A 19,647-nucleotide genomic window follows, 5' to 3' on the forward strand; every position below is an offset into this window, starting at 1 on the left:
GTAAATATTAAGTATTCTAATCAGAATTTAACCATTCTTAGTGAGATAGTTTTGTTTATTATCAAATGTTTGTGAGCAATTCTTTCACAGCTAGACTGACATACTATTGCGCTTGGCCGCAATGTAGGATGTTGCGTAAAAAGCACATCGCATTTCGGCCACGATCTCGTCGGTTTCTTATCACACTGCCGCGCAAGTGCCGCCACAATGCGGCGCGAATGTCCGCCTCGTTAAGCGGACGCAATCCATGGTTTTCCCCCCGACCAGTGCCCGCTCCGTGTAAAAGAGTTTAAAAAAAGGAGATTGCCATGCGCACTCTTAAAACAACCTTCCTCGCGTCGGCCGCCGTGCTGATGCTTTCCGCTCCCGTATTTGCCGCCGACGCTGTCATGGAACAGCCGCCAGCGCCTGCTCCCGTGGAAGCAGCGCCTGTCGCATCCGACTGGTCAGGCGCTTATCTCGGTGCCTATGGCGGCTACGGCTGGAACAAGCACAAGACCGATGACGGCAAAATCAATGCCGACGGTTTCAAAGGTGGTGCTTATGGTGGTTACAACTTCCAGAACGGCCAGTTCGTATACGGTGGTGAAGCCGATCTCGGCTATTCCGGCGGCGATGAAACCCGCAACGGCATCAAGGCCAAGCAGGGCGTAGAAGGCTCGGTACGTGCCCGTGCCGGTATCGCCCTTGACCCTGTGCTGCTTTATGGCACCGGCGGTCTTGCCGTGACGAACAGCAAGCTTTCGGCCGACACCGGCAGCGATTCCAATACGCTGCTCGGCTGGACGGTTGGTGCGGGCGCCGAAGCCAAGATCACCAACAACATCGTTGGCCGCGTCGAATATCGCTACAACGATTTCGGACGCAAGGACTACGATCTTGGTGGCCTCAGCGACGTTTCGAGCAAGCTGACCACAAACGAAGTCCGCGTTGGCGTTGGTTACAAGTTTTAAGCCAGCCGGATGAAGAAAGGGGTCGGACAGGCAACTGTCCGGCCCTTTTTTTGCGTTATTTCGGCAGCAGCGCCGCAAGTTCGGGGTGTAACTCCTCGAAGCGCTTCTGCCAGCGCTTCAATTTGAAGCGGCCCTTTTCCCATTTGCCCTCGAAGCGCAGGCTTGCATAGGCGAGGGCCGCCGCGAGCGCGATATGCCCGCCATGGATCTTCTTTCCCAGGCGCGGGGGCGCGGCATTGAGGTGATCGAACACGCGTACCGCCTTGCCCCATTGGCGATCGAGCCATGGCTGATGAATTTTCTCTTCCGGATGAAACCGTCTTTCATAGACATGTGCGAGCAGTACATCGCAAAGCCCGTCGGCTATCGATTCGAGCTGTTCGGCCTCAAGGCGCTTTTCCGCGTTGCGGGGGAAAAGCTTGTTGCCGGACAGGCGGTTGAGATATTGCGTGATCACCCGGCTGTCGAAAATCGCCTTGCCATCATCGAGGATGAGCGTCGGAATCTTGCCGAGCGGATTGGCGTCGATCAGTTCGGCCGGCTCGGCATTGCTGTCGACGAGTACGCTGTCGATCGGCACGCCGGAATAAAGCGCGGCCATGCGAACCTTGGTGCTATAGGGCGAGGCGGGGGAATAGAGAACTTTCGTCACGATGACGCTCCAGCGTGTTGCGATTCGATGGTGAAACGTAAACGCCGCGAGCGTTTTCGCAAAGCGGTCCCGATTATTGGGCATCGGGCATTGCGACGGCGCGTTGCCGGCAACTCGAGCGGTCAACCTCAGGGCACGCCCGAAAATTCAGATCCTTGGTCAGGCAGATGCGCACTTCGCGAAGATAATCGCGGTCGCATGTCACGGCGACGCCCGCTTTCGGTATGCCGGGATTGGCGGATATGAATGCCTGTTCGATACCGAGCGGATTGACTTGCGGGTGCGCGGTCGGCTGGCGATATGCTCCGGGGATCGACACCCGATCCACCGCGCGGCGCATCACGGCGAAATAATCCTGCTGGCTGAGGCCACTGCAGGCGCCGTGCTTGCGCCATTCGTACGTGACGAGCCCGACAGAAGGCATGATGTCCGAAAGCTGCTTCGCTAAGGCGTAAGGCACATCACGTGGCCAGGTAGTGTCGCAATCCTCGGGATAGCCTTGCTCATATTGCGGCCACAGTCCGTGCACTACGAAGCCGTAGGGGCGGCCGGAACTGCATTGCTGCCGGTTGGCCTTCGCGCCCTCCGCCGCGCAGTAGCTCGGCGACCAGGAGAGGGCAAGGACATAAAAATCGAACCCCGAACCTATGGCGACTGGCTTTGCGTCCGTGGGAGTGGATCGTTGCGCGTCTTCCGAGATTTCGGGGACCGGCGCCCCGCCGGTGATTTCCGGCGCATTCTGTTCGCGCAGATAGGTGAGAACTGAAATCGCGAGCAGTGCCGCAAACAGTGCGTAGCCGGCCCATTTGCCGATCGGCATCACCTAACGGGGTTTCGGCGGCTCAGTACAGCGTGCGGCACTGGCCGTCATAGACGTGCCAGCGATCGAACCCGGCCACGCAGAACTCGACATTGTTGCCGATGCCGACAAAGCCCATGCCGTCCTCGACCACGTACCAGACCGGGCGCTGGACGCCGTCGCTCAGATGCGCGGTCGCCTTGCAATAGTGGCGCTCGACGGCGGCAAGTTCGGGCTCGCGACTCGGCTCAAAGCGCGTCATGCGAACATCGCTGAAATTCTGTATGCCGACCTGCGGCAGGTTGGGCACGTGCCGCACCTGATATGCAAACCGGTTCACGATACGGTTGAGCACACTTGCCTGGCCGCAGGTATCGTCGTAGCCGCCCTGAACGTAGTCCGCTGCCCTAACCGGGATCCCTGAGGACAATACGACGCTGACCGCAAAGCCAACCGCAAGGAGGGGTGATAGGCGTGCCATGTATGTACTCTCCACTAATCTTTGCCGCAATTTCGACCAGCAGTTGCCTCCGGTCAAGCGTCAACTTGTTCCCCGCGTACCCAATCGACTGTAAAGCCTGCATTTTTTTCCTCAGTGAGGATTTTTGACAACGCCGGAAAGAGAATGCGCAGTTCCGCTTCCAGCGTGAAAGGCGGGTTGACGATGATCATGCCGGTGCCGTCGAGCCGCGGCTCGGCTGACGGCGCGCGAATCATAAGCTCCGTGCGCAGGATCTTGGGAATGCCGGTATCGCGCAGCGCTTCCGCGAAACGCCTGACTTCCTGGCGGTCCTTGACCGGGTACCACAGCGCAAAGGTTCCACCGGAAAAGCGCTTGTGTGCCTTGGCAAGGCTGTCGACCAGCCGGTCGAACTCGCCCGCAACCTCGAATGGCGGATCGACGAGGACGAGGCCGCGCTTTTCCTTCGGCGGCAGATGCGCGCCCATGGCGAGCCAGCCGTCGAGCTCGGTTACGCGCACCTGCACGTCGCCGGCAAAGAGGTCGCCGAGCTGCTCGGCATCCCGTGGGTGCAGTTCGAGGGCGGAAAGCCGGTCCTGACGCCGCAGCAAGTGGCGCACGATGAGCGGTGAGCCGGGATAGTGCCGCATCGCTCCATCGGTATTTTCGGACCGGACGATGTCGAGATAGGGAGACAAGAGCGCGGCGACGTCGGGATCGAACTTTGCCTCCAGCAGCCTGCCAATGCCGTTCTGCCATTCATTGGTCTTGCCGGCCTCGACACCCTTAAGGTCGTAGCGACCGATCCCTGCATGGGTATCGATGACGCGAAACGCCTGTTCCTTGCGCTGCAGGTAGAGCACCAGCCGCGTCAGGATGATGTGCTTGACCACATCCGCGAAGTTGCCGGCGTGATAGGCGTGGCGATAGTTCATGCGCTGCTTGTTTCACGATGTCCTGCCGCTCGCAAGTATCCGGTGTGACCGCTGCCTCATTTTGGTGCTTCGCGTGCCTGGGGCAGGGCGCGGATCCACAATCATTGCCGTGATCCAGCCACCACCGCCGCTTCCACCATCGCTGCCGTCATCCACGGGCTCGTCCCGAGGACCCGGGAAAAGGCCGAATGCAAACCTTCAATTTCCCTGGACCTGTGCTTTCAAGCAACCAATTTGCCAAATGTCATAAATCTGTCCTATAGGGCCGCAGGGCACACTCGTATCGCTGGCGTGCTACGGGTTAGCAACATGTCCGGGACTGTCATTCTCATTGTGCTCTTTGCCGCGTTCATGCACGCGAGCTGGAATGCCGTCGTCAAATCCGAAGGCGACAAGTTTCTCAACACGGTCGTCGTTGTCACGTCGGCAGGCCTCATCGCAGCAATCTGCCTGCCATTTCTGCCGCCGCCGGCGCGGGAGAGCTGGCCGTTTCTCGCCGCATCGGGCGTCGCGCAGGTGATCTACCTCATCCTCGTCGCGGCTGCCTATCGCAGCGGCGATATGAGCCAGGCCTATCCGATCATGCGCGGCACGGCGCCGCTTATCGTGGCGATTGCCAGTGGGCCGCTCATCGGCGAGGTGCTTTCGGTGCAGAAATGGGCAGGCATCGCGCTTATTTGCGGCGGCGTCCTCGCACTGGCGCTGGAGGCGAGGCGGCGGGCTTCCGCTAATCGCGCCGCGACGATGTTTGCGCTCGTGAATGCCTTTGTGATCGCCACCTATACGCTCATCGACGGCATCGGCGTGCGCCATTCCGGCGCGCCCGCCTCCTATACGATGTGGGTTTTCGTCCTCAATGCTGGACCGCTCTTCTTGTGGACCGTGGTGATGCGTCGCGGCGAACTCTGGCCGCATTTCACCAGGCGCATACGCCTTGCCACCATCGGCGGCGTCGGAACGCTTGGCTCCTACGGCCTCGCGCTCTGGGCGATGACGATGGCGCCGGTGGCGACGGTCGCGGCATTGCGCGAGACCTCCATTCTTTTCGCCGTTGCAATTTCCGCGCTGGTTCTCCACGAGCGCGTTGGACCGAAACGTATTGCCGCCGTGGCGTTGATCGCGGCGGGCGCGGCAGTCATGCGGCTCGCCTGACCACCTATTCGGGCCGCATATCGAAATAGGGCCTTGCTTCCTCCACGGCGCGCGCAAAAGACGGCCGCTGCATCAGCCTGTCGAGATAGGCCGACACACCGGGATATTCGGCGCCGAAAGGCACGGACAGGTTGGCATAGAACAGCGCCGGGGAGGCCGCGCAATCGGCCATTGTATAACGCTCGCCCGTCGCCCAGGTCTTGCCGCCGAGTTCCTTTTCAAGCACGCCGTAGGCCGCGTTGAGTTTTGCTTTTGCCTCCTCGACGCCGAAACTGTCATTCTGGCCCTCGGGGCGAAGCTTGTCCGTCACGGTCTTTTGCATCGGTACCTGCACGTGCAGATCGAAGAACCGGTCAAGTCTGCGCGCCTCGAAAGCTTCCTCGCGATCCTCCGGCAATAGTTGCCCTTTGCCGGGATAATGCTGGTCGAGATATTCGATAATCAGGCTCGACTCCGGGATTATCCTGCCGCGTGCCGTATCGCGAAGCACTGGAAATTGGCGGATCGGCCAAATCTCGGTGAAGCGTGCGTTTTCCGCCGCATCCATGAAATTGACGACGTGCTTTTCGAAGGCGATGTCCTTCTCGTAGAGGGCCGTCAGAACCTTCTGGCAGAAGGATGACAAGGGGTGAAAATACAGCGTCAGCGACATTTCTTCCTCCGCTTTGATCATTACTAAAGTAGTTGCTTAACTAACAAGGATGATGGGGCGCGGTCAAGCTTGTCACCAAGACAAAAAGTGGCATTTGTGCGAGTGTGATTTTGCGCTATGGATCGGACATGAACAAAGCTGTCCTTCTTCGCACCGCCCATTCCGCATGCCCCCACGACTGCCCGTCGACCTGCGCGCTCGATGTGGAGGTTCTCGACACGGGCCATATCGGGCGGGTGCGCGGCGCCAAGGAAAATAGCTACACGGCCGGCGTCATCTGCGCCAAGGTCGCCCGCTATGCCGAGCGCATCCACCATCCGGAGCGGCTTTTGAAGCCGATAATCCGTGCTGGCGCCAAAGGCGAGGGGCTATGGAAGGAGGCGAGCTGGGATGCTGCGCTCGACCTCGTCGCCGAACGGTTCCTCGAGGCTGAGGCAAAGTACGGTTCGGAAACCGTGTGGCCCTACTACTACGCTGGCACGATGGGGCTTGTGCAGCGCGACTCGATCCATCGCTTGCGCCACGCCAAGAAATATACCAACCAGTTCGACAGTATCTGTACCAATCTCGCCTGGAGCGGCTTTTATGCCGGCACCGGCAAGCTTGGGGGCGTCGATCCGCGCGAGATGGCAAAGTCGGATTGTGTCGTCATATGGGGCACGAATGCCGCGGCGACACAGGTCAATGTCATGACCCATGCGGTGCGCGCCCGCAAGGATCGCGGTGCAAAGATCGTCGCCATCGACATCTATGAGACGGCGACGGTGCGGCAGGCCGATCTCGGCCTCGTGCTGAAGCCCGGCACCGACGGAGCCTTCGCCTGCGCGGTCATGCACGTGCTCTTTCGCGATGGCCTCGCCGATTGGGACTATCTCAATGCCTATACGGACGATCCAAAAGGGCTTGAACAGCATCTCAAGGATAAGACGCCGCAATGGGCCGCGGCGATCACCGGCCTTTCAGTTGCAGAAATCGAAGAATTCGCCCGTCTTGTCGGCACGACCGAGAAAACGTTCTTCCGCCTCGGCTATGGATTTGCGCGCCAGCGCAACGGCGCGGTCAATATGCATGCGGCCCTGTCGATCCCTGCCGTCACCGGCGCCTGGAAATATGAGGGCGGCGGCGGCTTCCATTCCAATTCCGGCATTTTCCGTATGGACAAGCGCGAGATCGAGGGGCGGGCCTTTGCCGATCCCTCGATCCGCCACATCGACCAGTCCCGCATTGGCCCCGCATTGACTGGCGACGCATCGGCGCTCTATGGCGGACCGCCGGTCACCGCGATGCTGGTGCAGAATACGAACCCCGCCAATGTCGCGCCCGAGCAGCGGCTGGTGAAACAGGGGATGCTCCGCGACGACCTTTTCATGGCCGTGCATGAGCAGTTCATGACCGATACGGCGAAGCTCGCCGATGTCGTGTTGCCAGCGACGATGTTCATGGAACATGACGATATCTATCGCGGCGGCGGCCAGCAGCACATCGTGCTTGGTCCAAAACTGATCGACGGACCCGGCGAAACGCGCCCCAATCTTTTCGTCATCAACGAACTCGCCAAACGACTCGGCGTCGCGCACCTGCCGGGCTTTGATCTCGATGCAAAGACCCTCATCGACAATATGATGGCGGCGAGCAATCTGCCGGGCTTCGACGCGCTCAAGGCCATGCGCTGGCTCGACATCCAGCCCGACTTCGAGACCGCGCATTACGAAAAGGGCTTTGCCTGGCCGGACGGCAAGTTTCGCTTCAGGCCGGATTGGGTGAATGGCCCGTCGCCCAACCGTCCGCCGCAATCCATGGGGCTACAGGGGCCGCACGGCACGCTGCCGGCATTCCCGGACTATTGGGAAGCGATCGAGGTGGCCGATGAAAAGCACCCGTTCCGGCTGGCGACATCGCCGGCGCACAACTTCCTCAATTCGACTTTTTCTGAAACGCCGACCTCGACCGCCAAGGAACAGCGTCCCGAACTTCTGATTCATCCGGAAGACGCTGCGGTGCTCGGCATTATCGATGGCGCGCGCGTCGAGATTGGCAATGAACGCGGCGAAGTCATTCTGCACGCTCGCGTCGAAGCGCGGACGAAGCGCGGCGTCGTTATCTCGGAAGGCATCTTCGCCAATTCCGCCTTTGAACGCGGCGAGGGCATCAACGTGCTGACCGGCGCCGATTCACCAGCTCCCAATGGCGGCGCGGCTTTTCACGACAACAAGATTTGGGTGCGGCTGGCCTGAACCGGCCGCGCACTTGCGGAAAAGCGGCGCCTAGTCGCTGAAAACGGTGCGCCCTTCGTGCATCGTGGCCTTGCCGCTGGCAACCAGCGCAAGTGCACGAGCATAGGTTTCGTGCTCGACGGATAGAACGCGCTCCGCCAAGGTCGCCGGCGTGTCGCCGGTCTTTACGGCAACTGCGGTCTGGGCAATGGCCGGACCCTCGTCCATGCCTTCGGTGACGAAATGCACGGTGCAACCATGCACGCGCATGCCGGATGCGAGCACCTGTTCGTGGGTGTGAAGCCCCCTGAACAGCGGCAGCAGGGAAGGGTGGATGTTGAGCATCCGGCCTTCCCATTGCCTGACGAATTCCGGCGAGATCAGCCGCATATAGCCGGCAAGGCAGACAATATCGGCGTTGGCCGCATGGAGCGCGGCGGAGACCGCGGCTTCGTGCTCAGCCTTGGAGGTAAAATCTCGATGCGGGATGGCGATCGCTTCGATCCCTTCGGCGCGCGCTGCCGCGAGCCCGGCGGCATCGGCCTTGTTGGCAATGACGACAACGACTTCCGCCGGATAGTTGGGCACCTTTGCTGCTTCGATGAGCGCGCTCATATTGGAGCCGCGCCCGGAAATCAGGATGGCCACCCGCTTCTTTTGCATCGCGCTCACAGCGCCAGCTTACCCTGGTAGACGACGCCCCGATCGGCACCAGCCACCATGGCCCCGAGGCGCACCGCATCTTCGCCCTGCGATTTCAATGCGGTGAGTACCGTGTCGACATTCTCAGGCGCTACGACTGCGATCATGCCGATCCCGCAATTGAAGGTGCGCAGCATTTCATCGCGCTCGACGCCGCCGGTGCTGGCGAGCCAGGAGAATACGGACGGAACCTTGATGGCGGAAAGATCGATGCTGGCGGTCAAGTGCTTTGGCAGCACGCGGGGAATATTGTCCGGAAAGCCGCCGCCGGTAATATGGGCGAGCGCCTTGATCGCCTTTGTTTCGCGAATGGCGGCAAGGAGCGGCTTTACGTAAATGCGCGTCGGCGTAAGCAATGCTTCGCCAAGCGGCGTACCGGATTTGAACGGTGCATTGTCATCCCAGCCGAGTCCGGAAAGTTCGACGATGCGGCGCACCAGCGAAAAGCCGTTGGAATGAACGCCCGAAGAGGCAAGTCCGAGAATGACATCGCCTTCGACGATGTCGCCGGACGGCAGCAGTTCATTGCGCTCGGCTGCGCCGACTGCAAATCCAGCGAGGTCATAGTCGCTGTCGCGATACATGCCCGGCATTTCCGCCGTTTCACCGCCGATAAGTGCGCAGCCGGCCTGCAGGCAACCTTCCGCGATGCCGCTGACGATCGCGGCGCCCTGATCGGGGTCGAGCTTGCCGGTGGCGAAGTAGTCAAGAAAGAACAGCGGCTCGGCGCCCTGCACGACGAGATCGTTCACGCACATGGCAACGAGATCGATGCCGACCGTGTCGTGGACGCCGGCGTCGATGGCAATCTTCAATTTGGTGCCGACGCCGTCATTGGCCGCCACCAGGACCGGATCGGTGAAGCCCGCCGCCTTGAGGTCAAAAAGGCCGCCGAAGCCGCCGATTTCACCGTCGGCGCCGGGCCGCCGCGTCGAGCGCACGATCGGCTTGATCTTTTCGACGAGCAGATTGCCGGCATCGATGTCGACGCCTGCCTGCGCATAGGTGAGGCCATTCTTGCCGGCTTGGTTCTTGTCACTCATCGTCAGCTCCGGATTTTGATGGCGAAATGGCACGACTTACGCGTGGCTGCAAGAACTTATGCCGGGAGCGGCGGAGAAAACGCCACTTATTGACACTTTGCCCCGCGCAAGCACTTGAGCGTCAGCTTTCATCGCTCCATGTAGAGCAGAGAAGCATGCCTTGAGGAAGACGCGTGACCATTCCCAACTACATCACCATCTTCCGTTTTATTCTGGTTCCGTTGATCGTCATGGCGCTGTTGTCCGGTTACGTCGGAGCAGCTCTTGCAGGATTTATCGTCGCCGGTGTTTCGGACGGTGTCGACGGGTTCATCGCGCGCCGCTACAACCAGAAATCCGACCTTGGCGCCTATCTCGATCCGATTGCCGACAAGGTATTGCTCGTGTCGCTGTATGTGGTCCTTGGTTTCCTCAAGGAGTTGCCGGTCTGGCTCGTCGTCATTGTCGTTTCACGAGATATCTTCATCATTGGAGCGGTGGTGCTCGGCACTGTCATTGACAGGCCGGTCGCAATGCATCCATTACTGGTCTCAAAGGCGAATACCGTATTTCAAATCATACTCGTCGTGGTGACGCTTGCTGATATTACATTTGATTATTCATTTACCGGCATCCGCGCCGTGCTCACCTGGGGCGTTGCCCTCTTGACCGTAGCTTCCGCGACTGCCTATCTCGTCGCCTGGACAAAACACATGGCTGGATATGACAAAGACTGAAAGCAAGGGCGTAGTCACGACCAAGACACAGGCGATCCCGGTCGAAATTCCCGATCGTGACATCCATGTGGAAGTTGAGGTCAATACGCTTGCCAGCAGCGTGCGCCGTCAGGCGGTGTTCTGGACAGCCGCTCTCCTTTTCCTCGGCCTTTTCCTCTATATGTTCTCCTCGATCCTGCTGCCATTTGTGGCAGGCATGGTGCTGGCCTATTTCCTTGATCCCGTGGCGGACCGGCTGCAGCGGCTCGGCCTGTCGCGACTGCTTGCGACGGTGGTCATCCTTGTCCTGTTCATCGTGACATTCGCGCTGCTCCTCATCATCCTCGTGCCCGTTCTCGCTTCGCAGATGAGCGATTTCATCGCGCGCCTGCCAAGTTACGTGGCGCGCCTGCAGGAGTTGATCGCCAACCGCGATTCGCAATGGCTGAAGAATTTCATCGGCGTAGACGCTTCGGTGATCCGCAACAGCCTCGATTCGCTGCTGCAGCAGGGCGCGGGTTTCCTGACCACGCTGCTGCAATCAATCTGGAGTTCGGGCAAGACGCTGATCGATGTCTTTGCGCTCTTCGTCGTCACGCCCGTCGTGGCATTCTACATGCTGCTTGATTGGGACCGGATGGTTTCGAAGATCGACAACCTGGTACCGCGCCAGCACGTCTATACGATACGTGCCATTGCCCGCGACATGAACAAGGCGATCGCCGGGTTCGTCCGCGGCCAGGGCACCGTCTGCCTCCTGCTCGGCGTCATCTATGCCGTCGGTCTTACCATTGTCGGGTTGAACTTCGGCCTTCTCATTGGCCTCTTTGCCGGTCTGATCAGTTTTATTCCCTATGTCGGATCGCTGGTCGGCCTTGTCGTTGCGCTCGGCGTGGCCATGGTGCAGTTCTGGCCCGAATGGGGCCATATTCTCGGCGTCGCCATCGCGTTTGGCGTCGGCCAGTTCATCGAAGGCAATATTCTTCAGCCGAAACTCGTCGGTTCGTCCGTCGGCCTGCATCCGGTATGGCTCATGTTCGCGCTGTTCGCATTCGGAACGCTCCTTGGCTTCACCGGCATGCTGATCGCCGTACCTACCGCCGCTGCCATCGGCGTTCTCGTGCGGTTCATGATCGGACGCTATCAACAATCCCCGCTCTACACAGGCGACTACCCCAAATCCGATGAGCCCAAACAATTGAGGTGACAGGGCAGGAGAGCTGGCTGTATTTCATCGCCATGACCAGCACGACTTCGCCCCGCCAACTCCCGCTCGATCTCGGCCATGAGCCGGGATATTCCCGCGACGACCTTATCGTGTCCTCATCCAACATGGCGGCCGTGGATATCGTCGATCGCTGGCCGGAATGGATTGCGCCCGTCGTGGTGCTCGCAGGGCCGACCGGTTCAGGCAAGACGCACCTTGCTGCAATCTGGAAGGCCGAGGCCAATGCCCTCGTCGTCGATCCGCGACGGATCGGCGCCGCCGCGGGCGAGGCAGGTCCATTCCTCATCGACGATATTGGCGACGCCCCAATCGACGAAGCCGGTCTCTTCCACCTCATCAATAACGTCCGGCAGAGCGGCTCAAGCCTGTTGATGACATCGCGCAAATGGCCGGCCAATTGGCCGGTGACGCTGCCGGACCTTGCCTCGCGCCTGAAGGCGGCGACGACTGTGGAAATCGGCGAGCCCGACGACATGCTGTTGTCCGGCGTCCTCTACAAGCTTTTCGCCGACAGGCAGATTGCCGTCGAACCCAGCGTAATCGGCTTTCTTGTAAGCCATATCGAGCGCTCGCTCTCGACGGCAAATCGGATCGTTGAACGGCTGGACAGGGCAGCACTTGAGCGCAAATCGAAGATAACGCGCGCGCTCGCCGCCAGCCTGGTGACGGCTATCGACGAAGGGCAGGCCGCTTTCGATCTCTAGTTTAAATGGGGTCCTACCGAGCCCGAAGACGACCGACAAGCGCTGCGTAGAGTGCCGCCACCAGCGCCAGCGACGCCGTGGCGAGCATCAGACCCAGCATCAATTGCACTGAAACCGGTTCAGACAGAAACAACCCTGCCACTGACGCAATAAGCGCCCCTCCGCCAAGTGAGATTGCAGCCGCGAGCCCCGCGGCAGTGCCGGCAAGTTCGGCTCGAATGGACAGAACCCCCGCATTGGCGGCGGGCATGGTAAGCCCATTGCCGACACCGACGAACATGCATGGAATAAAGAACGCAAGGCTGTGGGCAGCGCCTGCCATCGAGAGTGCTAGCCCCGCCGCAAGACCTATGCAGGTGACAAGGCGTGCGAAGACAAGCGTCGTAGCCGTCCCGCCGTGGAAAGCATAGCGACCGGCCAAATAGCTGCCGAGGATAAATCCCAAAGGCACCATTCCCATATACATGCCCAACATCGCACTCGACCGACCGGCGGACGGGCCAAAGGCCAACGGCGCCCCGCCGAAGAAGATATAGAGCGTCCCCATCGAGGCGGCCATGCACAGCGTGTATGCCCAGAACCTTGCCGAGCCGAGGAGCTGGCCATAGGCCTCCAAGTGGTTACGGTGGGGTCGTACCGAGGCGGTTTCAGGCAGACCCCATGCTGATAGACCGAGCCCGACTGCGCCTAACATTGCGAACAAAATGAAGCTCGCTCGCCACCCGAACGCCTGATCCAGAATCCCGCCCAATGACGGCCCCAACATTGGTGCAATCGCCCAGCCCATGGCGAGGTAGCCAAATCTGCTTGCAGCACGTCCTTCTCCCATGGTCTCCTTGATCATCACGAGGGCAATTGAAAAACACGCAGCTATGGATGCCTGCATCGCCCGGAACATCAGAAACAGTCCGATATTTGTGGCCAAGGCACAGCCGATCGAGGCGACAATGAAGATGCAGATCGAGGCCAAGGCGACCGGTCGGCGACCATAGCGATCTGATACCGCGCCAGCGATGAGTTCGATGAGTGCAGTGGCGATGGCGTATCCGGCCACCGACAGGTTGACCAGCGCGAAATCCGCTTTGAACGCAGCCGCAATATTCGGCAGCGATGGTAGGATCATGTTCACCGGCAGCGCCGCCAGAGCTGTCAGGAAAATCAGGATCGCAATGGGCGGTGGGTTGATCTTGGCATTCTCAGTGAAATTTATGGGTGCATTGCAGGCAGGACTGTTACTCGTCATGGCTTGATCCGTCGCGAAAAGGGAAACGTGGATTTGACGGGGCAGGGCCAGATTCAAGGCACAAAAAAAGCCCCGTCAGGAGCCCTTGGAACGCGCATGGGTAGCTTTCGCCGGATGGCTACGCCATCCTGCCCATGCGCCTACTAACCACGACGATAAAAATTGCGATTTTCATGATATCACCGCTACCAGCGGGCACGCTCATCGTCAATTGAACAAAAGTCTCAAATCGCTTTGATTATCTGTTGCCCACAACCCTCAAGCGCTCTCGCGGGAAAGTGCCAAAATAAATGCGAGACACCAGCCAGCGATCGCAATGTGGGCGATAGCGACTGGCCAGAGGCCGATGCCGAATAGTCCATGGCGGAACGCCGCCAGCACCAGAACTGCGGAGACGCCGAAATTATAGACAAGCATGGCCGCGACCAGCCCGCGCGTGGCATCGCTCGACACGTCGGCGCTTGCCCGCCAGCAAGCAATGCCAAGGGCGAGCAGCGCTACACCGGCTACACGTGCGACCGTGGCAGCGGTCGCATCAAGGCCCGTGCCGAGGAGCAGGTCGATGAGCATTGCAGGCGCAAACAACAGCGCCACTGCGGTCGCGCCCTCGGCCGCAGCCATCACGGAGAGAAGCGGCTTCGGATCTACGAGCCCCGGCATTATCGTTTGCCCCTTTCTCTACTGCCCGAGCTTGAAGGTCACTCTGTCGATCGTTCCCGTAAACTTGAACGGGGAATCGTAGCGGTATTCGACGAGCGAAACTCCGGTGCGGGTATCGAGGCCAACATCAAAACTCTCATCCTCGGGGAAGGTAACCGGAATGGTGTGATCCATGGTGTTCCTGGCAACTTCCTTGCCATCTACTGAAAGGACGCCGGTCCCGCCCGTGCCGAGACCTTTACCGTCCGATTTGAAATCAAAGACAATTGTGTGCTTGCCGGGTTCCAGTTCCGGGCCTTCCCACATGGTCCGCTTGAGGTCGAGAAGGTTGTAGAGAAACATGATCTTGCCGCGACCGACGCCGAATTCGCCTTTGCTCAGGAACAGACCGTAGCCGCCGAACCTTCCGCCCTCGGTGACGATCATGCCTTCGGCACCGCCTGCGGGTATCTCCACGTCAGCACTGATGGTGTAGGACTTGTTGAGCGTACCTGGCGCGGCACTCGCCGGAACGCCGCTTAGTTCGCCAGAGTAAGTAAATTCCGTTCGGCCGGCCGTGAGACTTGGCCGCGGCGTGTTCCATCGCGAAAGCGTCGAATTGTCGAGCGGCAGGACGTCGTACTTCTTTGCCTCCGCATAGAACAGGTCCTGCAGTTGCTTGAGCTTGTCCGGCATGGCTGCCGCAAGATCGTTGAACTGGGTCGGATCCTCGTCGACATTGTAAAGCTCCCATTTATAACCGGATATCACATCGGGCGGCGTTGCGGTGCTGAGCTCCCATGGCCGGGTTGCAGGCGTTGTCGCCGCGACCCAGCCATTGTCGTAGATGGCGCGATTGCCGAGCATTTCAAAATACTGCGTCTTGTGCCGGGTCGGCGCGGTGGCGTTTGCCTTGTCCCACGTATACACCATGCTCGTCCCCTCTATGGGGCGCTGCTCGATCCCGTTGACCGTTTCGGGCGCTGATATGCCGGTTGCTTCGAGCAAGGTCGGCACGATATCGATGACATGATGGAACTGGCGTCGGATACCGCCGACGTCCGTAATGTGGCCGGGCCAGGACATGGCGACGCCTTGTGAAGTGCCGCCGAAATGCGATGGTACCTGTTTGACCCATTTGAATGGCGTATCCATCGCCCATGCCCAGGCCGCGGCATAATGCGGGAACGTTCGCTCGGACCCCCAGAACGGATACCAGAGATACTGGTCCTTTACGGGCACGTCGACGCCGTTGAAGGTGGTGAACTCGTTGGGCGTGCCGTTGAGCATGCCCTCGGCACTCGCGCCGTTATCACCGCCGATATAAATGATCAGCGTGTTGTCCAGTTCGCCGAGGTCTTCGACGGCCTGAATAACCCGGCCAATCTCGTTGTCGGCGTAGGCAAGGTATGCCCCATAGACATCCGCTTGCCTGATGAAGAGCTTCTTCTCCTCCAAACCGAGCGAATCCCATTCGGGCAGTTCCTTCGGCCAGGGCGTCAGCCGGGCGTTGTCGGGCATGATCCCGAGGCGCTTCTGGTTGGCGAAAATGGTCTCGCGAAGCTTGTTCCAGCCCTCGTCGAACAGGTGCATGGCGCTGATCTTCTTGATCCATTCCGGCGTCGGGTGGTGCGGGGCATGCGTGGCGCCGGGCACGTAATAGACAAAGAACGGCTTTTCGGGCGCGATTTCCTTCAACTGCTTCATATACTGGATGGCTTCGTCAGCCATTGCCGTTTCGAGGTTCCAGCCGGGGTTGCCTTCGAACGGATAGATGGCCGTGGTGTTGCGAAAGAGGTTCGGCTGCCATTGACTGGCGTCGCCGCCTACGAACCCGTAGAAATAATCAAAGCCCATCCCTGTCGGCCACTGAGTAAACGGGCCTGCCTGACTCGACTGGTAGGAGGGCGTGTTGTGGTTTTTTCCGAACCACGAGGTCGCGTAACCGTTCTCCTTGAGTATTGTGCCGATCGTCGCCTTCTCGATTGGGATGATCGAATCATAGCCCGGATATCCGGTGGCTATTTCGCCGACCACGCCCGCACCGACCGAGTGGTGGTTGCGGCCCGTTATCAATGCCGCCCGTGTCGGCGAACACAGCGACGTCGAGTGGAAATTGGTGAAACGCAGTCCGGCATTGGCGATCCGGTCCATCGCCGGCGTCGGTATGACGCCACCAAAGGTGCTTGGAGCGCCAAAGCCCTGGTCGTCCGTCATGATCAGGAGGATGTTGGGCGCGCCTTTCGGGGGTACCACGCGCGGCGCCCACCAGGGTTGCGAGTCCGCGGCCTTTTCTTTGATCACCCCGCCGAATTTAGGGGGTGGTGGGGGAAGTTGCTTGCCGTCGATCGTGGTCGTGGCCCCCGGTGAACCCGCTTGCCCGCTCACCGATTGCGCGAAAGCTGTCGGGCAACCGATTCCAGTCAGGGCGGTAAAGCCAATGGCGGCAATGAAGGCGCGAGAGACGTGCAGATAGCGAGAGCGCATGGAACCCTCCTCTTGGCCACGCGAAGCAAGGTCCTCGTGAGGGCGCAATCACCTGAAGCGATTGCGCCACAGGGCCGCACCCCATTCCGTGATACTTGCAACGCGTGGAGTGTCAGCGTCGCCAAGTGGCCTGTAAAGTACATTACTGTAACCTACAGTTCGACGTCGTAGGCGCTGTCAGGTTCAGAATCCATTGCCTGATTTTGTGCATCAGGCTGACGGCGGGGTGAGGCTTTTGGCGGCACAACGCGCCACTGCAACCCGTTTATTCCGTTTTAGACCGTTTTCTTGATTTCGGCTCTTGCGTTATCGAAGCTAAGACAATAGGGAACTCAGCGTCCAAGAACGGACGGAGCGTAGCGCAGTCTGGTAGCGCATCTGGTTTGGGACCAGAGGGTCGCAGGTTCGAATCCTGCCGCTCCGACCATTTTCAGTGAAGTTGCTGCTGGAGTTCGGCAAAAGCCTGTAATATATCGGCATTGCAGATAAAGGGATTCTTCGATGGCAGCGCGCATTTATCGTCCAGCAAAAACAGCCATGCAGTCAGGGAAAGCGAAAGCCGACACTTGGACGCTCGAATATGAGCCGGAGCAGCCGCGCAAGGTTGAACCGTTGATGGGCTATACCTCGTCGCGCGACATGAAGAGCCAGATTCGACTGACTTTCGAGACCAAGGAAGAGGCGATCGCCTACGCGCAAAAAAACGGCATCGCTTTCACGGTACTGGAACCCAAGGAAACGCGCCGCCGCGCCGTCTCCTATTCGGAAAATTTTCGCTTCGACCGCAAGCAGCCCTGGACGCATTGATTTACTGAATTGGCGACTATCCGTGAGGATGGGCGCGCCGATACCAAACGGTCCCGTAGCTCAGCTGGATAGAGCACCGGCCTTCTAAGCCGACGGTCGCTGGTTCGAATCCAGCCGGGATCGCCAAAATTAGTGCCCGGGCGAGCACTAGGACGAGGTAGCCAATGAACCGCCTTTTTGAGCCCGAGCGTTCTGAATCTGCTGCCAATCCGGTGGGCCGGGATGTTTCAGACAGCGGCCGCTCTCTCACAGAATCCACAGACACTTCCAAGCTGATCGCCTTCTATCTGCCCCAGTTTCATCGGGTGAAGGAAAACTCCGCTTGGTGGGGTCCGGGCTTTACCGAGTGGACCAACGTTGCGCGTGGCCGGCCCAATTTCGACGGCCATTACCAGCCGCATATCCCGCGCGAGCTCGGCTTCTACGATCTGTCCTATGTGGAACCCCTCGCGGAACAGGCTGCTCTGGCGCGCCAATATGGCATCCACGGCTTCTGCTTCTACCATTACTGGTTCAGCGGGCGACGCATTCTTGAGCGTCCCGCAGAAAATTTTCTCAAATCGGATATTGATATCAAGTTTTGCCTTTGCTGGGCCAACGAAAACTGGACCCGCACCTGGGACGGCGACACCAGGAGCGTGCTTCTCGAACAAAAATATGCCGATGGCGACGATGAGGCCTTCATCGCAAGCCTCATCGATTACTTCAAGGACGATCGCTATATCAAGATCGACGGCAAACCGCTGCTTGTCGTCTATCACGCCAAGGAAATTCCAAACCCGAAGAAGAGTTTCGCCGTCTGGCGCGAGTTTGCGAAGCGGCAGGGGTTTCCGGACCTGCACATTGCCGCGGTGGATTTTTATGATATCTCGGCGCCTGAAGAGTGCGGGGCCGATGCACTGGTCGAATTCCCGCCGCACAAATTCATCGGTTCGGAAAGCCGGCCCGACCGGTCACCGGTCACGACCAATCCGGAGTTCTCCGGCCGCTTTGTCGACTACCGCAAGATGGTGGCCCAAAGCATCAATCGGCCGGTGCCCGCGTTTCGGCTTTATCGTGGAATTATTCCAAGCTGGGACAACACAGCGCGTCGCCAGAACACGGCAACGACAATAATAAATTCCAACCCGTCACTCTATGGCAGATGGCTGCGCTATTTGCGGGCCTATACGCGAACCGAGTTTGACACGGGCGAAGACAATTTCATCTTCATCAATGCCTGGAACGAGTGGGGCGAGGGGTGTCATCTCGAGCCCGACCAGAAGTGGGGATTGTCGTATCTTGAAGAAACGCGCGACTCGTCCTTTTACAAGCGCGATCACGCAGCAGAACAGTCCATCGAGGCCGCGCGCTCCTCTGCGATCGAAACTCTGACCCAGGCCTTTCTGGACTCAGACCCTGCCACCGACGCCAGGACGATTGCCGAGAAACTTTCAGACTACCGGCCTCCCAGCCAGTTCACGCGGAAATTGTCCGGCATATTGGTGAGATGGCCCTGGCTGCATCGCACGGTCAAGACAATCTTCCAGAAGATCAATGCGTGATCCTTGTAGCCATCCGGCTCGGCCCGCGCCGCGAAGCTGGCTCCAAGGCTGGCGCCGCCGCCGCCCATGTTCTGGACAATGACTGCTGGCCGAGGAGACCGGACATCTTGGCCGCGACCACGCGAGCGACAACATCCGGCGAACCGCCCGCAGCAAACGGCAAGACCAGCGTGACCACATGATCCGGGAAAGTAGCTGCCGCTGCTGGCGCGTGGAAGGTATACGACTTTGGATCCGCAATTGCCTGCTACGTTCACGACTTCGGTTAATTACCCGACCCTGCGATATACTAGATCGAAGTCGTGCGCCCAGTACGTGCCGTCTTGCGAGCGTTGCCACGAACCTTTGATCGTGTTTCCTCCGGTGTCGAACGTACCGACATAGCGCTGAAAGAAACCCGGGGAATTGCGCCAAAGCTTCCACACGCCGTCACCCACCGTCATGTTGACGACGCGGTGTACGTGCCGCGCATCGGTGTAAAGCATCGTGAAAAGCCCGGTCGCATCATCGAGCCCTATGATGGACGTGATCGGAAACGGGGAATTTTCCGTCCATTCGCGTGGGAGGCTCGGCGCGATCTCCGCGTCGGCCCGCTGGATCACGAACTGCCTGTTGGCCAGCCATTCAAAACGGGTATGACCGCTGGCCATGGGCTTGCCGCCAACGGTTGCGTCCGTGCGCCACTCGCCGATAAAAGGGATCAAGCGCTCGAGCAAGGCATCGGACATTGTCGCTCCCC

Annotated in this window: 19 protein-coding genes, 2 tRNA genes and 1 pseudogene; 10 read left to right on the plus strand and 12 right to left on the minus strand. The window is 59.5% G+C overall.

Annotated features, from left to right (window positions below; all coding sequences use genetic code 11):
* The first annotated feature begins 308 nt into the window (after positions 1–308).
* Entirely contained in the window at positions 309–953 is a 645-nt protein-coding gene (locus BLR72_RS12550) for an outer membrane protein (RefSeq protein ID WP_027229778.1), read from the plus strand.
* 55 nt (positions 954–1,008) lie between these two features.
* On the opposite strand, the gene BLR72_RS12555 is transcribed toward BLR72_RS12550, so the two are convergent.
* The 4 genes from BLR72_RS12555 to BLR72_RS12570 all read right to left on the minus strand — a co-directional run bounded on the left by BLR72_RS12555 (position 1,009) and on the right by BLR72_RS12570 (position 3,799).
* Positions 1,009–1,605 (minus strand): glutathione S-transferase, encoded by a 597-nt coding sequence (locus BLR72_RS12555; protein ID WP_091949591.1) that lies wholly within the window; start codon positions 1,603–1,605, stop codon positions 1,009–1,011.
* A 73-nt stretch (positions 1,606–1,678) separates the two neighbouring features.
* Positions 1,679–2,425 (minus strand): ribonuclease T2 family protein, encoded by a 747-nt coding sequence (locus BLR72_RS12560; protein ID WP_091949001.1) that lies wholly within the window; start codon positions 2,423–2,425, stop codon positions 1,679–1,681.
* Positions 2,426–2,447: 22 nt separating this feature from the next.
* Positions 2,448–2,885 carry a hypothetical protein gene (locus tag BLR72_RS12565; protein WP_027229775.1) on the minus strand — a complete coding sequence of 146 codons (438 nt, stop codon included), beginning with the start codon at positions 2,883–2,885 and terminating at the stop codon, positions 2,448–2,450.
* A gap of 53 nt (positions 2,886–2,938) precedes the next feature.
* Positions 2,939–3,799 (minus strand): 23S rRNA (adenine(2030)-N(6))-methyltransferase RlmJ, encoded by an 861-nt coding sequence (locus BLR72_RS12570; RefSeq protein ID WP_091949004.1) that lies wholly within the window; start codon positions 3,797–3,799, stop codon positions 2,939–2,941.
* A 309-nt stretch (positions 3,800–4,108) separates the two neighbouring features.
* Here BLR72_RS12570 and BLR72_RS12575 point away from each other — a divergent pair, with 309 nt between their 5' ends.
* Positions 4,109–4,951 (plus strand): EamA family transporter, encoded by an 843-nt coding sequence (locus BLR72_RS12575; RefSeq protein WP_091949007.1) that lies wholly within the window; start codon positions 4,109–4,111, stop codon positions 4,949–4,951.
* Between the two features lie 4 nt (positions 4,952–4,955).
* Here the strand turns inward: BLR72_RS12575 and BLR72_RS12580 are convergent, their stop codons facing one another.
* Entirely contained in the window at positions 4,956–5,603 is a 648-nt protein-coding gene (locus tag BLR72_RS12580) for a glutathione S-transferase family protein (RefSeq protein ID WP_091949594.1), read from the minus strand.
* A 128-nt stretch (positions 5,604–5,731) separates the two neighbouring features.
* Between BLR72_RS12580 and BLR72_RS12585 the strand changes: the two genes are divergently transcribed.
* Positions 5,732–7,837, plus strand: coding sequence for a molybdopterin oxidoreductase family protein (locus BLR72_RS12585; RefSeq protein ID WP_091949009.1), 2,106 nt, complete (start codon positions 5,732–5,734; stop codon positions 7,835–7,837).
* A gap of 30 nt (positions 7,838–7,867) precedes the next feature.
* On the opposite strand, the gene purN is transcribed toward BLR72_RS12585, so the two are convergent.
* Both purN and purM read right to left on the minus strand, forming a co-directional pair.
* Positions 7,868–8,479, minus strand: coding sequence for a phosphoribosylglycinamide formyltransferase (gene purN, locus BLR72_RS12590; RefSeq protein ID WP_091949012.1), 612 nt, complete (start codon positions 8,477–8,479; stop codon positions 7,868–7,870).
* A gap of 5 nt (positions 8,480–8,484) precedes the next feature.
* Positions 8,485–9,561: a phosphoribosylformylglycinamidine cyclo-ligase gene (gene purM, locus BLR72_RS12595; RefSeq protein ID WP_091949016.1), complete on the minus strand. Its 1,077-nt coding sequence runs from the start codon at positions 9,559–9,561 to the stop codon at positions 8,485–8,487.
* A gap of 173 nt (positions 9,562–9,734) precedes the next feature.
* Between purM and BLR72_RS12600 the strand changes: the two genes are divergently transcribed.
* The 3 genes from BLR72_RS12600 to hdaA are packed head-to-tail and all read left to right on the plus strand — an operon-like array spanning position 9,735 to position 12,188.
* Positions 9,735–10,277 (plus strand): CDP-alcohol phosphatidyltransferase family protein, encoded by a 543-nt coding sequence (locus tag BLR72_RS12600; protein WP_091949019.1) that lies wholly within the window; start codon positions 9,735–9,737, stop codon positions 10,275–10,277.
* Positions 10,264–11,463: an AI-2E family transporter gene (locus BLR72_RS12605; RefSeq protein WP_027229767.1), complete on the plus strand. Its 1,200-nt coding sequence runs from the start codon at positions 10,264–10,266 to the stop codon at positions 11,461–11,463. Before BLR72_RS12600 ends, BLR72_RS12605 begins: the two co-directional genes overlap by 14 nt.
* A gap of 32 nt (positions 11,464–11,495) precedes the next feature.
* Complete coding sequence (hdaA, locus tag BLR72_RS12610) at positions 11,496–12,188, plus strand: DnaA regulatory inactivator HdaA (protein ID WP_091949022.1); 693 nt, start codon at positions 11,496–11,498, stop codon at positions 12,186–12,188.
* 13 nt (positions 12,189–12,201) lie between these two features.
* Here hdaA and BLR72_RS12615 read toward each other — a convergent pair whose 3' ends face one another.
* From BLR72_RS12615 to BLR72_RS12625, 3 genes are all read right to left on the minus strand, one after another.
* Complete coding sequence (locus BLR72_RS12615; protein WP_091949024.1) at positions 12,202–13,431, minus strand: MFS transporter; 1,230 nt, start codon at positions 13,429–13,431, stop codon at positions 12,202–12,204.
* A 258-nt stretch (positions 13,432–13,689) separates the two neighbouring features.
* Positions 13,690–14,091 (minus strand): hypothetical protein, encoded by a 402-nt coding sequence (locus BLR72_RS12620; protein ID WP_091949026.1) that lies wholly within the window; start codon positions 14,089–14,091, stop codon positions 13,690–13,692.
* Positions 14,092–14,109: 18 nt separating this feature from the next.
* Entirely contained in the window at positions 14,110–16,557 is a 2,448-nt protein-coding gene (locus BLR72_RS12625) for an arylsulfatase (protein WP_091949029.1), read from the minus strand.
* A 350-nt stretch (positions 16,558–16,907) separates the two neighbouring features.
* On the opposite strand from BLR72_RS12625, the gene BLR72_RS12630 reads away from it, so the two are divergent.
* From BLR72_RS12630 to BLR72_RS12645, 4 genes are all read left to right on the plus strand, one after another.
* Positions 16,908–16,984, plus strand: a tRNA-Pro gene (locus BLR72_RS12630).
* 74 nt (positions 16,985–17,058) lie between these two features.
* Positions 17,059–17,364, plus strand: a complete 306-nt coding sequence (locus BLR72_RS12635; protein ID WP_027232353.1) for an ETC complex I subunit — start codon at positions 17,059–17,061, stop codon at positions 17,362–17,364.
* Positions 17,365–17,413: 49 nt separating this feature from the next.
* Positions 17,414–17,490: transfer RNA gene (locus BLR72_RS12640), tRNA-Arg, on the plus strand.
* Between the two features lie 38 nt (positions 17,491–17,528).
* Positions 17,529–18,908 carry a glycosyltransferase WbsX family protein gene (locus tag BLR72_RS12645; protein ID WP_091949032.1) on the plus strand — a complete coding sequence of 460 codons (1,380 nt, stop codon included), beginning with the start codon at positions 17,529–17,531 and terminating at the stop codon, positions 18,906–18,908.
* Positions 18,909–18,913: 5 nt separating this feature from the next.
* Here the strand turns inward: BLR72_RS12645 and BLR72_RS22715 are convergent.
* Positions 18,914–19,149 (minus strand): annotated as a pseudogene (locus tag BLR72_RS22715) (tripartite tricarboxylate transporter substrate-binding protein); the annotation flags it as partial.
* A gap of 28 nt (positions 19,150–19,177) precedes the next feature.
* Positions 19,178–19,636: a hypothetical protein gene (locus BLR72_RS12655; protein ID WP_091949037.1), complete on the minus strand. Its 459-nt coding sequence runs from the start codon at positions 19,634–19,636 to the stop codon at positions 19,178–19,180.
* Positions 19,637–19,647 lie beyond the last annotated feature (11 nt).

The sequence above is a fragment of the Phyllobacterium sp. YR620 genome (assembly GCF_900104165.1).
Classification (GTDB): domain Bacteria; phylum Pseudomonadota; class Alphaproteobacteria; order Rhizobiales; family Rhizobiaceae; genus Phyllobacterium; species Phyllobacterium pellucidum.